The sequence below is a fragment of the Paraburkholderia sp. SUR17 genome (assembly GCF_029536165.1).
Classification (GTDB): domain Bacteria; phylum Pseudomonadota; class Gammaproteobacteria; order Burkholderiales; family Burkholderiaceae; genus Paraburkholderia; species Paraburkholderia kururiensis.
This window is the reverse complement of sequence record NZ_CP120508.1, coordinates 826739-839414: the sequence shown is the minus strand read 5'-3', so window position 1 is coordinate 839414 and position 12676 is coordinate 826739. Positions and strand designations below refer to the sequence as shown.

General features: G+C 66.8%; 11 protein-coding genes. 5 read left to right on the top strand and 6 right to left on the bottom strand.

Annotated elements, in window-relative coordinates:
* Positions 1-30: 30 nt before the first annotated feature.
* Complete coding sequence (locus P2869_RS03775) at positions 31-294, top strand: hypothetical protein (protein WP_017773140.1); 264 nt, start codon at positions 31-33, stop codon at positions 292-294.
* Here P2869_RS03775 and P2869_RS03770 read toward each other — a convergent pair.
* The 6 genes from P2869_RS03770 to P2869_RS03745 all read right to left on the bottom strand — a co-directional run bounded on the left by P2869_RS03770 (position 275) and on the right by P2869_RS03745 (position 7639).
* Complete coding sequence (locus tag P2869_RS03770) at positions 275-1432, bottom strand: Gfo/Idh/MocA family oxidoreductase (protein WP_277597512.1); 1158 nt, start codon at positions 1430-1432, stop codon at positions 275-277. The genes P2869_RS03775 and P2869_RS03770 overlap by 20 nt on opposite strands.
* Before the next feature lie 117 nt (positions 1433-1549).
* On the bottom strand, positions 1550-2599 hold the full coding sequence (locus P2869_RS03765; protein WP_277597511.1) for a sugar phosphate isomerase/epimerase: 1050 nt from the start codon (positions 2597-2599) through the stop codon (positions 1550-1552).
* Positions 2600-2740: 141 nt separating this feature from the next.
* A complete protein-coding gene (locus P2869_RS03760) occupies positions 2741-3718 on the bottom strand; it encodes a substrate-binding domain-containing protein (protein WP_026121115.1) in 978 nt (325 codons plus the stop codon).
* 200 nt (positions 3719-3918) lie between these two features.
* Positions 3919-4950: an ABC transporter permease gene (locus P2869_RS03755; protein ID WP_017773136.1), complete on the bottom strand. Its 1032-nt coding sequence runs from the start codon at positions 4948-4950 to the stop codon at positions 3919-3921.
* Positions 4931-6439 (bottom strand): sugar ABC transporter ATP-binding protein, encoded by a 1509-nt coding sequence (locus tag P2869_RS03750; protein WP_277597510.1) that lies wholly within the window; start codon positions 6437-6439, stop codon positions 4931-4933. The genes P2869_RS03755 and P2869_RS03750 overlap by 20 nt, the downstream gene beginning before the upstream one ends.
* Positions 6440-6574: 135 nt before the next feature.
* Positions 6575-7639 carry a LacI family DNA-binding transcriptional regulator gene (locus P2869_RS03745; RefSeq protein WP_277597509.1) on the bottom strand — a complete coding sequence of 355 codons (1065 nt, stop codon included), beginning with the start codon at positions 7637-7639 and terminating at the stop codon, positions 6575-6577.
* 263 nt (positions 7640-7902) lie between these two features.
* On the opposite strand from P2869_RS03745, the gene P2869_RS03740 reads away from it, so the two are divergent.
* The 4 genes from P2869_RS03740 (at position 7903) to urtB (ending at position 12676) form a co-directional block, all read left to right on the top strand.
* Entirely contained in the window at positions 7903-8556 is a 654-nt protein-coding gene (locus P2869_RS03740; protein ID WP_017773133.1) for a protein-L-isoaspartate O-methyltransferase, read from the top strand.
* A gap of 61 nt (positions 8557-8617) precedes the next feature.
* Entirely contained in the window at positions 8618-8941 is a 324-nt protein-coding gene (locus P2869_RS03735; protein ID WP_017773132.1) for a rhodanese-like domain-containing protein, read from the top strand.
* 683 nt (positions 8942-9624) lie between these two features.
* Positions 9625-10923, top strand: coding sequence for an urea ABC transporter substrate-binding protein (urtA, locus tag P2869_RS03730; RefSeq protein WP_026121114.1), 1299 nt, complete (start codon positions 9625-9627; stop codon positions 10921-10923).
* Between the two features lie 7 nt (positions 10924-10930).
* Entirely contained in the window at positions 10931-12676 is a 1746-nt protein-coding gene (urtB, locus tag P2869_RS03725) for an urea ABC transporter permease subunit UrtB (protein ID WP_277597508.1), read from the top strand.

Sequence of the window (12676 nt, the reverse complement as noted above, 5' to 3'; positions counted from 1 at the left end):
CCCGCTCAATTTTCAGGAGAGTCGATTCCTATGGCACGCACCACCCGCGCAGTCAACGCCGTCGAGCGTCTCAAGACGCGCAGCGGGAATCCGCAGTACGCCGCCGTGGGCATGCCGGGCGGGCTGTTCTATCTGGTGGATCGCACCGCGGGCGCCGGGCAGCCGCTCTGTGACCCGCTCGCGCTCGACGCCTTCGTGGCGTTCGTCGACGCCTACGGGCCGCAGCAAAAGGTCCGCAAGGCCAGCAAGCTGGACCTCGCGTTCGAAGAGCAGATCAGGAAGAGCCGGAAGTAGCCAGCTTCACCCACGCGCTATTCGCCGCGCTGCTGGCCAGCACGGCGTCGATGAAACGCAGTCCGGCCACGCCGTCCTCCACGGTGACGAGCAGCCGGCTTTCGGGCGGCACGGGGCGGCCTGCGTCGAGCGCCTCGATCTGCAGGGCCGTATCCAGATAGAGCTGCGCGAACGCTTCCAGATACCCCTCGGGATGCCCCGGCGGCACACGCGTGGCGTGCGCTGCGGCCGCACCGTGCACGCGGCCGCGCGTGAGGCGCTGCGCCTCGCCGTTGTGCGGCGTGAACCACAGTTCGTTCGGATGCTCCTGGTCGAACGCGAGGCTCGCCTTCGTGCCGTACACACGCAGCCGCAAGGCGTTTTCCGCGCCGCTTGCCACCTGACTCGCCCACAGCATGCCGCGCGCGCCGCTCGCATAACGCAGCATGGCCTGCACGTGATCGTCGATGCGGCGCCCCGGCACGAACGTATGCACCTCCGCCGAGACCGACTCCGGCGTCATCCCGCTCACGAACGCCGCAAGGTGGTACGCGTGTGTGCCGATGTCGCCGAGGCACCCCGCCGGCCCGGCGAGCGCCGGGTCGGTGCGCCACGCCGCCTGGCGATTCTCGCCACCCTGCTCGACGGGTTCCGCGAGCCAGTCCTGCGCATACTCGGTCTGCACGATGCGGATCTCGCCCAGTTCGCCCGCCTCCACCATGTGCCGCGCGTGCCGCACAAGCGGATAGCCCGAATACGTGTGCGTGAGCGCAAAGAGCCGTCCGGTGTCGCGCGCCAGTGTTGCAAGCGCCTCGCCCTCGGCGCGCGACACCGCGAGCGGCTTGTCGCAGACCACGTGAATGCCGGCTTCCAGAAACGCCGTGGCCACGGGCGCGTGCAGGTGGTTCGGCGTAACGATGGCGACGGCGTCGATGCCGTCTTCGCGCACGGCTTCCTGATGCGCCATCTCGCGCCAGTCGGTGTAGCAGCGCGCGAGTCCCACTTCGGCGGCGCTCGCCCGCGCACGCGCCGGGTCCGACGACAGCGCGCCCGCCACGAGATCGAAGCGGCCGTCGAGGCGCGCCGCGATACGGTGCACCGCGCCGATGAACGCGCCCTGCCCGCCGCCCACCATGCCGAGCCTGAGTTTTCGTGTCATCGCCTGGTTCCCTGTAAGTGATTGCGGCGCCGCGCCTGCCTGCTGCCTGCTGCCTGCTGCCTGCTGCCTGAGCGTGAGCGTGAGCCTGAGCCCGAGTCCGCCGAGCGTTCAAAGCACTCAGAGTCCGAGCACGTGCCGCAGGCGTGCGGCGTCCACGCCGCTGCCCGCGAAGTCGTCGAAGGCGTGTTCGGCCACGCGGATGATGTGCCGCCGGATGAACTCGGCGCCCTCGCGTGCGCCGTCCTGCGGGTGCTTGAGCGCGCATTCCCATTCGAGCACCGCCCAGCCCGCGTAGTCGTACTGCGCCATCTTCGAGAAGATCGCGCCGAAATCGATCTGGCCGTCGCCGAGCGAGCGAAAGCGCCCCGCGCGCTCCAGCCAGCCGCTGTAGCCGCCGTACACGCCCTGGCGCCCGGTTGGGCGAAACTCCGCGTCCTTCACGTGAAAGGCCTTGATGCGCTCGTGATAGAGGTCGATGAACGCGAGGTAGTCGAGCTGTTGCAGCAGGAAGTGGCTCGGGTCGTAGAGGATGTTCGCGCGCGCATGGCCGTCCACGGCGGCGAGAAAGCGCTCGAAGGTCACGCCGTCGTGCAGGTCCTCGCCCGGATGCAGTTCGTAGCAGACGTCCACGCCGGCCGCGTCGAACGCGTCCAGAATGGGGCGCCAGCGGCGTGCGAGTTCGTCGAAGGCTGCTTCCACGAGTCCCGCGGGGCGCTGCGGCCACGGGTACACGTAGGGCCACGCGAGCGCGCCCGAAAACGTGACGTGGGTGGCAAGACCCAGGCGCTGCGAGGCGCGCGCCGCGAGCTTGAGCTGGTCGATGGCCCACGCGGTGCGCGCCTCGCGATTGCCGCGCACTTCGGGCGCGGCGAAGCCGTCGAACAGCGCGTCGTAGGCAGGATGCACGGCCACGAGCTGGCCTTGCAGATGCGTCGTGAGTTCCGTGATGACCACGGCGGCATCGTCGGCCGTCTGCCGCAGTTCGTCGCAATAGGCATCGCTCGACGCCGCGCGCGCAAGGTCCACAAGCCGCGGATCGGCCGGCACCTGGATGCCCTTGAAGCCGAGCCCCGCGGCCCACGCGGCCAGATTCGCGAGACTGTCGAAGGGCGCCTCGTCGCCGGTGAACTGCGCGAGAAAGATCGCCGGACCCTTGATGGTTTTCATCGTGCGAACTCCTTGGTGCTCCGTCGTATTTCGCCTGTACGTCGCCTGTATGTCGGCTGTACGTCGGCTGTATATCGCCTGAAACGGGATAAAGACCAAAGCGCGGGCCGCGCGAACCGCTTCGCGCGGCGGCCCTGTGCCTCAGAACGGCGAGTCGGGGAAGTAAAAGTCGTGCGCGTTCTCCTTCGTGATGAGCACCGAAGGAATGATCGTGGTGGCTTGCAGCCGCTCGCCCTGCAGGCGTGCCTCGGCCGTGAGCTTGATCGCGTCGTAGATGAACTTGGGCGAATACGAGACGTCGGCCTTGATGAGCGGTGCGCCGTCCATCACGTTCTTCACCATGCCCTTCGATCCCGCGCCGCCGAACACGATCTTGACGTCGGTGCGCTTCGCCTGATCGATGGCCTTCAGCACGCCCACGGCCATGTCGTCGTCCGCGGCCCAGATGGCGTCGATGTGCTTGAAGCGCGTGAGGTAGTCCTGCGTCACCTTGAACGCGTCGTCGCGGTTCCAGTTCGCGTACTTCGCATCCAGGATGCGAATGCCCGGATAGTTCTTCAGCACCGACGTGAAGGCGGTCCAGCGTTCGTTGTCGAGCGTGGTGGGAATGCCGCGCAGCGCGACGATGTCGCCCTTGCCGTTAAGCGCCTTCGCCAGATACTCGGCGGGAATGCGGCCGAACGCGGTGTTGTCGCCGGCCACGTAGGCGTCTTGCGCGCTGGTGTCCGTGAGTCCGCGATCCACCACCGTGACGTAGACGCCCTTCTTCTTCACCTGAGCCACAGGCTGCGTGAGCGACGCCGACTCATACGGGAAGATCACGAGCGCGTTGATATGGTTGACCGTGACGAGATCCTGCAACTGATTGGCCTGCTCGGGCGCGTTGGCTGCCGTCTTCACGATGATCTTGAGATCGGGATGCGCCTTCTCGAGGTCCGCCTTTGCCTTGTTCGCCCACCACACGATGCCGCCGGTAAAGCCGTGGTCCGCTGTGGGAATGGCGACGCCCAGCGTCACCTTCTCGTCGGCGTGCGCGCTGCTCGTGCCCAGCGCCGCCGCCACCGTCACTGCCAGCACGCCGGCGGTGAGGCCTCGCATTGCTCGAATAACCTGCTTCATGGTCGTGTCTCCTGATTGTGCGGGCCTGCGTATGCCCGTTGTTGTCGATCGACTGTTGCCTGTGCTGCCTCCTGAATCAGACTGCCGAATCGTGCTGCTGAAGGTGCTGCTGAAGGTGCTGCTGAAGATGCTGCCGAATCGTGCTGCTGGAAGGTGCCCCTGAAGGTGCTACCGAATGAGTGCTGCCTGGGCACACACGTTCACCGCCGCCCGCGCTGCAGGAATGCAACGACGATGATCACCACGCCCTGCACCGCCGCGTTCAGATACACGCTGATGATGCTGGTGAGATTGAGAATGTTCGCGATCACCGAGAGCAGCACCGCGCCGATCACGGTGCCCAGCACGCGGCCTTCGCCGCCTTTGAGCGCGGTGCCGCCCACCACCACGGAGGCAATTGCTTCGAGTTCCCACAGCAGCCCCGTGGTGGGCGTGGCGGAGCCGAGGCGCGGCACGTAGAGCACCGTCGCCACGCCCACGCATACGCCGAGCAGCGCATACGTCACGATCTTCACGGTATCCACGCGAATGGCCGCATAGCGCGCCACCTGTTCGTTGGAGCCGATGGCCTGCACATGTCTGCCGAACGCGGTGCGGTTGAGAATCAACGCGCCGCCCGCGGCCATGGCGAGAAACACCCAGACCGGCACCGGCACGCCGAAGAGGCTTGCGTAATAGACGGGGCCGTACAGATCGGAGAGCGTGTTGTCGAGCGTGAGCGCACCGCCGTCCGCAAGCCACGTGAGCACCGCGCGAAAGATGCCGAGCGTGCCGAGCGTCACGATGAACGGTTCGATGCGCCCCTTCGTAATGAGCAGGCCGTGCGCGCAGCCGAACGCGGCGCCCAGCACGAGCGCGAGCACGATGCCCGCCAGCACGATGACGAGCGGCGGCAGCCCGTGCGCCACGGCACCCGCAGCGCCCGTGGCAAGCGCGTTCATTACCCAGATCATGACGCCCGCGATGAGCGCGGCCATCGACCCCACCGAAAGATCGATGCCGCCCGAGATGATCACGAACGTCATGCCCACCGCGATGATGCCGATGAACGACGTGCGCGTGAGCACGTTCATGAGGTTGTCGACGGTGGCGAAGTCGCGGTTGAGCAGCGTGCCGAGCACGCAGAGCGCGACGAGCCCCACGATGGGCCCAAGCCCCGTGGCCCGCCGCGCGAGCCGCCACGAAAGCCGCGCCCGGCGCGAATCCGGCGCTTCAGTGTGTACCGGTTGCATGGGCGATCAGCTCCTCTTCGGTCAGGTGTCCAATGCCGAGCGTGGCGACGAGCTGCCCCGCGCGCATCACGGCCACGCGATGGCAGAGCCCAATCAGCTCGATCAGTTCGGACGAGATCACGATCACGGCGCGGCCTTCGGCGGCGAGCCGGTGAATCAGGAAATAGATGTCGCGCTTTGCGCCCACGTCGACGCCGCGCGTGGGCTCGTCGAGCACGATTACGCGCGGGTCCGGTTGCAGGAACTTGGCAAGCGCGAGCTTCTGCTGATTACCGCCCGAGAGCATGCGGGCGCGGCTCGCCAGATCGCCGGTGCGGATGCCGAAATCGCGCACGGCCTTTTCGAGCGCATCGCGACCAGCCTTCAGGTCGAGCAGCGGATGCGCGTAGCGCTCCAGCGTCATCAGCGTGAGGTTGTCCTGCAGGTTCAGGTCCACGTGCAGACCCTTGCCCTTGCGGTCCTCGCTCAGGTACGTGAGGCCGTGGCGCATGGCGTCGCGCGGGTTCTTCAGCGTCACGCGCCGGCCCGCCATTTCGATCGTGCCGGCCGTGCGCGCCCGCAAACCGACGATCGCTTCGAAGGCCTCGGTGCGTCCTGCGCCCACCAGTCCCGCAAAGCCGAGCACTTCGCCTGCGCGCACTTCGAAGGCAAGCCCGCCCTGGGCGCCCACCCAGCCGGGCACGACGAGGCCTTCCACCTTCAGCGCCACGGGCGCGTTGTCGGCAACGGGCGCGCGCGCCGGGAACATGTCGGATACGTCGCGGCCCACCATGAGGTTCGCCATCTGTTGCCGCGATAGTTCAGCCGTGGCCGCGCGTGCGACGAAGCGGCCGTCGCGCATCACGGTGACGTCGTCGGTCACGCGCTGCACTTCGTCCAGCTTGTGCGAGATGTAGACGAGCGTGACGCCCTCCGCCTTGAGCTTCGCCATCAACGCGAAGAGGCGCTCGGTTTCGGCGGGCGTGAGCGTGGCCGTGGGCTCGTCCATGATGAGCAGGCGCGCCCGCCGCGACAGCGCCTTGGCAATTTCCACCAGCTGCTTTTCGGCGACGATCAGGTCGCGCACTTTCGTGTCGGGGTCGCGCTCGAGGCCCACCTGCGCGAGGTAGTGACGCGCCTCGGCGCGCATGGCTGCGTCGTCGAGCAGCCAGCCGCCCATGCCGCGCTGCCGCTTCTCGTGGCCCAGATACATGTTCTGCGCAATCGAGAGATGCTCGGCGAGATTGAACTCCTGATGGATCAAGACGATGCCCGCGGCTTCGGCGTCGCGCGAGCCGGCGAAGCGACACGGTGCGCCATCCACCTGGATGTCGCCCGAGGTCGCCGTCTCGTAGCCCGCGAGAATCTTCATGAGCGTCGACTTGCCCGCGCCGTTTTCGCCCAGCAGGCCGTGAATGCGCGCGGGCGCAAGCTCGAAGCTCACGCCGTGCAGCACACGCACAGGGCCGAAGTCTTTGCGGACATCGTCGAATCGCACTGCGACGCTCATGTCGTCGGGTCTCCGTCAGTCGCGGCTTCAGCCGCTCTCTGCCGCTTATGTGCCCCCAGGCACCTCTATGTGCCGCTACATCCCGCTACATCCCGCTACATCCCGCTACATTCCACTACATGCCGCTACGTGCCCTCAAGCGCTTTGCCGCACCACGAGCCGATGCGGCAGCAGCACGCCGGGCACGCTCGCCTGCGGCTCGGCAAGCCGTTTGAGCAGCAGCCGAGCCGCCGTTTCGCCCAGCTCACGCATAGGCTGCGCGATGGTGGTGAGCGGCGGGTCCACCTGCGCGGCCAGCGTGATGTCGTCGAAGCCGACCACGGCGATGTCGGCGGGCACGCGCCGGCCCACGCTGCGCAGTCCGTTGAGCACGCCGATGGCGAGCGTGTCCGAGACCGCGAAGATCGCCGTAGGCGGATCGTCCAGTTGCGCGAGCGCCGCGGCGGCGCGGGCGCCCGCTTCGTAATCGAGGCAGTTCAGGTTCACGCGCCAGGCGTCGCGCGGCGTGAGTCCGGCGTCGGCGAGCGCATCCAGATAGCCGCGCTCGCGCTGCTGCGCATACAGGTAGTGCTCGTCGGAATTGATGAGCGCGATCTTCGTGTGGCCGCGCGACAGCAGATGCCGCACGGCGTCGCCCGCGGCGCGGTAGTTGTCGATGCCGACGTAGGGCACGCCCACGCGGGCATCGAACTCGCAGCACGCCACCCAGGGCAGCGAGACCGATTCGTCCGCGAGCGCCTGCTGGACCGTGGCCGGATCGAGGCAGATGGCGCCGTCGGCGCGTCGGCGGCGCAACAGGTCGAAGTAGCTGCGCTCGCGGCCCGGGTCCGCGCCGGTGTCACACAGCAGCATGAAGTAGCCATGCTGACGCGCCACGCTGTCGATGCCCCGCACAATCTCCGCGTAAAACGGATTGCCGAAGTCGGGGACCATGGTGAGCAGCAGCCGGCTCTCGGCGGTTCGCAGATTGCGCGCGAGTTCGTTGACGCGATAGCCGCAGCTTTCCACCGCGGCCATCACGCGCTCGCGGGTGGCGGCCCGCACATTCGCGTGACCGTTGAGCACGCGCGAGACCGTGGCCACCGACACCCCTGCGCGCTCGGCCACCCCGGCAATCGAAAGCGCGGGCTCGGGCGTGCCTTTCGGTTCGTTCGGTTCAGTCGCGGCTGGGGCGGCGTCTGGTTGGAGTCGTCCTGACATGGGCAAGGGCGTGGCACGGGGGGCGACTGATGCTGCGTGAAAACGTCGCGGAAAATGTAATCGATTACATTTTTGGTCGCCCGTGCGCCCGAGCGCAAGCCCTTTCGCATAGGGACAAACACCGACCCACGGCGCCCGCTTCAGCCCGGGAAGAAAGCGCGGTTTGGTACAATCCCGCCGTTCCGCAAGTTTAAAAATGGGCCACGCGCGCGTGGTCCAACACTTTTTCCCTGGCTGTACCCGAACCTCATCGCCGAACCATCATGAACATCGAACAAGCGCGTTTCAACATGATCGAGCAGCAGATTCGCCCCTGGGATGTGCTGGACCAGGACGTGCTGAACCTGCTCTCCGTCGTCAAGCGTGAAAACTTCGTCCCCGCGGCTTACGTGAACATCGCCTTCGCGGATCTCGAAATTCCCCTGCCCGGCGGCGAGCACATGCTGGCCCCGCGCGTGGAAGCGCGCGTGCTGCAGGAACTGGCGGTGAAGAAGCACGAAAGCGTGCTGGAAATCGGCGCGGGCTCGGGCTACATGGCGGCGCTGCTCGCGCATCGCGCCCAGCACGTGCTGACGGTGGACATCAAGCCGGAACTGGCCGAACTCGCGCGTACGAACCTGGCCGCGAACGGTGTGCTGAACGCGGAAGTCGCCACAGGCGACGGCGCGCGCGGCTGGCCGGCAGCGGCGCCCTACGACGTGATCTGCGTGTCGGGCGGCCTGCCCGTGCTGCCGCAGGAAATGCTGGAGCAACTGAAGATCGGCGGCCGGCTCGCGGCATTCGTCGGCGTGGCGCCGGTGATGAAGGCACAGATCATCACACGCGTCGACGAGAAGCAGTACCGCATTGCCGACGTGTTCGAAACGTACATCGAGCCGCTGCACAACGCCGTCCAGCCGCCGCGATTCAAGTTCTGAGCCGGTTTGCCCACCTGCAAACCGACGACAACGGACTGCCGACAACGGACGACACGCCATCATGCAAAACCTGACCGCCCCCGCGCTCGCCGAATGGCTGGCCGACTCCGCCCGCCCCGCGCCCGTGCTGCTCGACGTGCGCGAGCCGTGGGAAATCCAGACGGCGCAGATCGCCGGCGCCGTGTCGATCCCGATGCGCGAGATTCCCGCGCGCAGCGAGGAACTGGACGACGAAGCGCAGATCGTCTGCGTGTGCCACCACGGCGCACGCAGCGCCCAGGTCGCGATGTTCCTCGAGTCGCGCGGCTTCACGAAAGTCTTCAACCTGCAAGGCGGCATCGACGCCTGGTCGCGCCAGGTGGACCCTTCGGTGCCCACTTACTGAGACTGGGCGCCCTTCAGGCACTGCTCTCTGCCGCCGCCCGCCACGGGCGGCGATAACCCTCTCCGCCTTCTTTCCTTCCTGCTTCGTTTTCCTGATGGACCCGGCCATCGTGCCGCAGGTCTCGCCGATCCACGCCCGCTTCACGATGCGCGACAGCGAGAACGTGGCAAGCACGCCGCGCTCATAGCCGCGCACGAATCCCTCGAACGCACGCGCGGTCTCTCGCGGTCATAGGCCCTCGCCCGAAGCGGGTGCACAACGGCGCAGCGTGCGTGCACTGCAAGCGCTTGCAGTGCACGCACGCTGCGCTTCGGCATTCCATCGTCGGGCACGCATAGCGCCCTTCGCGATCCGCTTCGACGCGCCGACCACCTCGCCTTCCCGCCCTTTCGCCACATCGCGCACCGCGACGATGCATCGCGCTCCTCGATGCCCGCGCATGCACCAGCATCGCTCGCCCGTGCGCTGCGCGCATTGCGATCCAACCGCGCCGCTACGTGCGTTCATGCGGATCTCGTGCTGACAGCACCGCGTTGGCATATGCCTTGCAGTAACCCCTCCCGCCAGACAAGCAGATAACGCAGATAACCAACGCGCGAAACCGCCGGCGCCGTCATGGCCTGCGTTTCGCCTCCGAGGGCCGACCTCCGAATTCACACCCATCCATTGGCAAGGGGAACCACATGAAGCGACGCAGTCTGTTGAAGCTGGGCACCATGTCGAGCGCACTCGCGCTGGCGGCACGCGTACCGTTCGCGAAGGCGGACACGGGCAGCGGCCCGATCAAGGTGGGCATTCTGCATTCGCTGTCCGGCACGATGGCGATCTCGGAGACCTCGCTCAAAGACACCGCGCTCATGACGATCGCCGAGATCAATGCGTCCGGCGGCGTGATGGGCCGCAAGCTCGAACCCGTCGTGGTGGACCCGGCATCGAACTGGCCGCTCTTCGCCGAAAAGGCCCGTCAACTGATCACGCAGGACAAGGTGGCCGTGGTGTTCGGCTGCTGGACTTCGGTGTCGCGCAAATCCGTGCTGCCCGTGTTCGAGGAACTCAACGGCCTGCTCTTCTACCCCGTGCAGTACGAGGGCGAAGAGATGTCGCGCAACGTGTTCTATACGGGCGCGGCGCCGAACCAGCAGGCCATCCCCGCCACCGAGTACCTGATGAGCGCCGAAGGCGGCGGCGCGAAGCGCTTCTTCCTGCTCGGCACCGACTACGTCTACCCGCGCACCACCAACAAGATCCTGCGCGCGTTCCTGCACTCGAAGGGCGTGCAGGACGCCGATATTCAGGAGGTCTACACGCCGTTCGGCCACAGCGACTATCAGACCATCGTCGCGAACATCAAGACCTTCGCGCAGGGCGGCAAGACCTGCGTGATCTCGACGGTGAACGGCGACTCGAACGTGCCGTTCTACAAGGAGCTCGGCAACCAGGGGCTGAAGGCGACGGACGTGCCCGTGGTCGCGTTCTCGGTGGGCGAAGAGGAACTGCGCGGCATCGACACCAAACCGCTCGTGGGCAACCTCGCGGCGTGGAACTACTTCATGTCGGTGAAGAACCCGGTCAACACGAAGTTCAAGGCGCAGTGGGCCGAGTGGGTGAAGTCGCAGAACCTGCCGGGCGGCACGAAGCGCGTGACAAACGACCCGATGGAAGCCACCTTCGTCGGCATCCACATGTGGAAGCAGGCCGTGGAGAAAGCGAAGAGCACCGACGTCGACAAGGTGCGCGTGGCGATGATCGGGCAGAAGTTCAACGCACCGTCTGGCTTCGTGCTGGAAATGGACGGCAACCACCATCTGCATAAGCCCGTGATGATCGGCGAGGTTCGTGCGGACGGCCAGTTCAACGTGGTCTGGAAAACGAAGACCGCGATTCGCGCGCAGCCGTGGAGCCCGTACATCGCCGGCAATCAGGGCAAGCCGGACGTGGTGAGCTCGATTCCCGAGTTCCTGCGCCGCCGGCGCGTGGCCTGACGCTGCAATGACAGCCATTGCAATCGCGATGCGCGCGGCGTCTTCGCTTGCGCAATACGTGGCGCGTGCGGCACATGTGGCACGTGTCGCACATGTCGCGCACGTGGGCCGCGCGGCGAACGTCGTGCGCGTGGCGCGCAAGGGCAGCGGCACGGCGCTCGCGCTGTGCCTGCTGTTCGCCGCGGCGTCGGCGCTCGTGCCCGTGCGCGCGTTTGCGCTGACGAACGAAGACGTCGCACCGCTTGCAGCCGACGACTTCGACGCGAAGTCCGCCGCCATCGACAAACTGATCGCGGCGCACGACGCGCCCTCGCTCGCGCTGCTCAAAGCGCTTGCCGAAGACAGCGTGCTCGCCACGGATTCAGGTGAGGTGCTGGTCCAGGAAGGCGACACGTTGCACGACGCGGTGACGGGCAAAGCCGTAGAAGCCAGCGACGCCCAGCCCATCACGCTGAACAACCTGCTGCGCTCGAAGGTGGCGGGCGCCGTATCGGGGCTGCAACTGGCCTCGCCCGACCTCGAAACGCGCCGCGCCGCGATTGCCGCGCTGTTGCAAAATCCCGACCCCGCGATGAAGCCGATGATCGACGCGGCCCGCGCGAAGGAAACCGACCCTGCGCTCAAGAAACGCCTCGATACGCTCTGGGCCATGACCGCCCTGCACGACAGCGACCCGGCGAAGCGCCTCGACGCCGTGCAGCTCGTCGCGGCACGGCACGACCTCGACATGTACGAACTGCTGCGCCCGCTCGTCGCGAAAAAGCCCGACGGCAGCTTCGTGGAAAGCGACGCGAAGGTGCGCGCCGCCGCGCAACAGGGCATCGATGCACTCGACGCCATCCAGCGCCGCAGCGAGATCGCGGGCACCGTGTTCGCGGGGCTTTCGCTCGGCAGCGTGCTGCTGCTCGCGGCGCTCGGCCTTGCGATCACGTACGGGCTGATCGGCGTCATCAACATGGCGCACGGCGAGTTTCTGATGATCGGCGCGTACACCACTTACGTCGTGCAGAGCTTCTTCCAGAACCACGCGGCCGCCGCGTTCGACTGGTATCCGCTTGCGGCCGTGCCGGCCGCGTTCGTCTCGGCCGCGGTGGTCGGGCTCGTGCTCGAGCGGCTCGTGCTGCGGCATCTGTACGGCCGTCCGCTGGAAACGCTGCTCACCACCTTCGGCGTCAGCCTGATCCTCATTCAGGCCACGCGCACGCTGTTCGGCGCGCAGAACGTGCAGGTCGCCAATCCTTCATGGATGAGCGGCGGCGTCACGGTCATGCAGAACCTGATCCTGCCTTACAACCGCCTCGCGATTCTCGCGTTCTCGCTGATCGTGGTGGCCATCGCCTGGGCCGTGCTCACGAAGACGCGGCTAGGGCTTTTCGTGCGCGCCGTGACGCAGAACCGCCGCATGGCAGCATGCGTCGGTGTGAAAACGGCGCGCGTGGATTCGTATGCGTTCGCGTTCGGCGCAGGCATTGCGGGACTGGGCGGCTGCGCGCTCTCGCAGATCGGCAACGTGGGGCCGGATCTCGGGCAAAGCTACATCATCGATTCGTTCATGGCCGTGGTGCTGGGCGGCGTGGGCCAGCTGGCGGGCACGGTGATCGGCGGCTTCGGGCTCGGCCTCGTGAGCAAAACGATCGAGCCGTTCTGGGGCGCGGTGCTCGCGAAGATCGCCGTACTCGTGCTGATCGTGCTCTTCATCCAGAAGCGTCCGCAGGGGCTCTTTGCCCTCAAGGGCCGCAGCGCGGAGGCGTGA

What these genes read in the sequence shown, in the direction of transcription:
- P2869_RS03745 (WP_277597509.1), bottom strand. Translation starts at nt 7,639, where the DNA reads ATGTCAGGACGACTCCAACCAGACGCCGCCCCAGCCGCGACTGAACCG.
- P2869_RS03735 (WP_017773132.1), top strand. Translation starts at nt 8,618, where the DNA reads ATGCAAAACCTGACCGCCCCCGCGCTCGCCGAATGGCTGGCCGACTCC.
- P2869_RS03775 (WP_017773140.1), top strand. Translation starts at nt 31, where the DNA reads ATGGCACGCACCACCCGCGCAGTCAACGCCGTCGAGCGTCTCAAGACG.
- P2869_RS03740 (WP_017773133.1), top strand. Translation starts at nt 7,903, where the DNA reads ATGAACATCGAACAAGCGCGTTTCAACATGATCGAGCAGCAGATTCGC.
- P2869_RS03765 (WP_277597511.1), bottom strand. Translation starts at nt 2,599, where the DNA reads ATGAAAACCATCAAGGGTCCGGCGATCTTTCTCGCGCAGTTCACCGGC.
- P2869_RS03760 (WP_026121115.1), bottom strand. Translation starts at nt 3,718, where the DNA reads ATGAAGCAGGTTATTCGAGCAATGCGAGGCCTCACCGCCGGCGTGCTG.
- urtA (WP_026121114.1), top strand. Translation starts at nt 9,625, where the DNA reads ATGAAGCGACGCAGTCTGTTGAAGCTGGGCACCATGTCGAGCGCACTC.
- P2869_RS03755 (WP_017773136.1), bottom strand. Translation starts at nt 4,950, where the DNA reads ATGCAACCGGTACACACTGAAGCGCCGGATTCGCGCCGGGCGCGGCTT.
- P2869_RS03770 (WP_277597512.1), bottom strand. Translation starts at nt 1,432, where the DNA reads ATGACACGAAAACTCAGGCTCGGCATGGTGGGCGGCGGGCAGGGCGCG.
- urtB (WP_277597508.1), top strand. Translation starts at nt 10,931, where the DNA reads ATGACAGCCATTGCAATCGCGATGCGCGCGGCGTCTTCGCTTGCGCAA.
- P2869_RS03750 (WP_277597510.1), bottom strand. Translation starts at nt 6,439, where the DNA reads ATGAGCGTCGCAGTGCGATTCGACGATGTCCGCAAAGACTTCGGCCCT.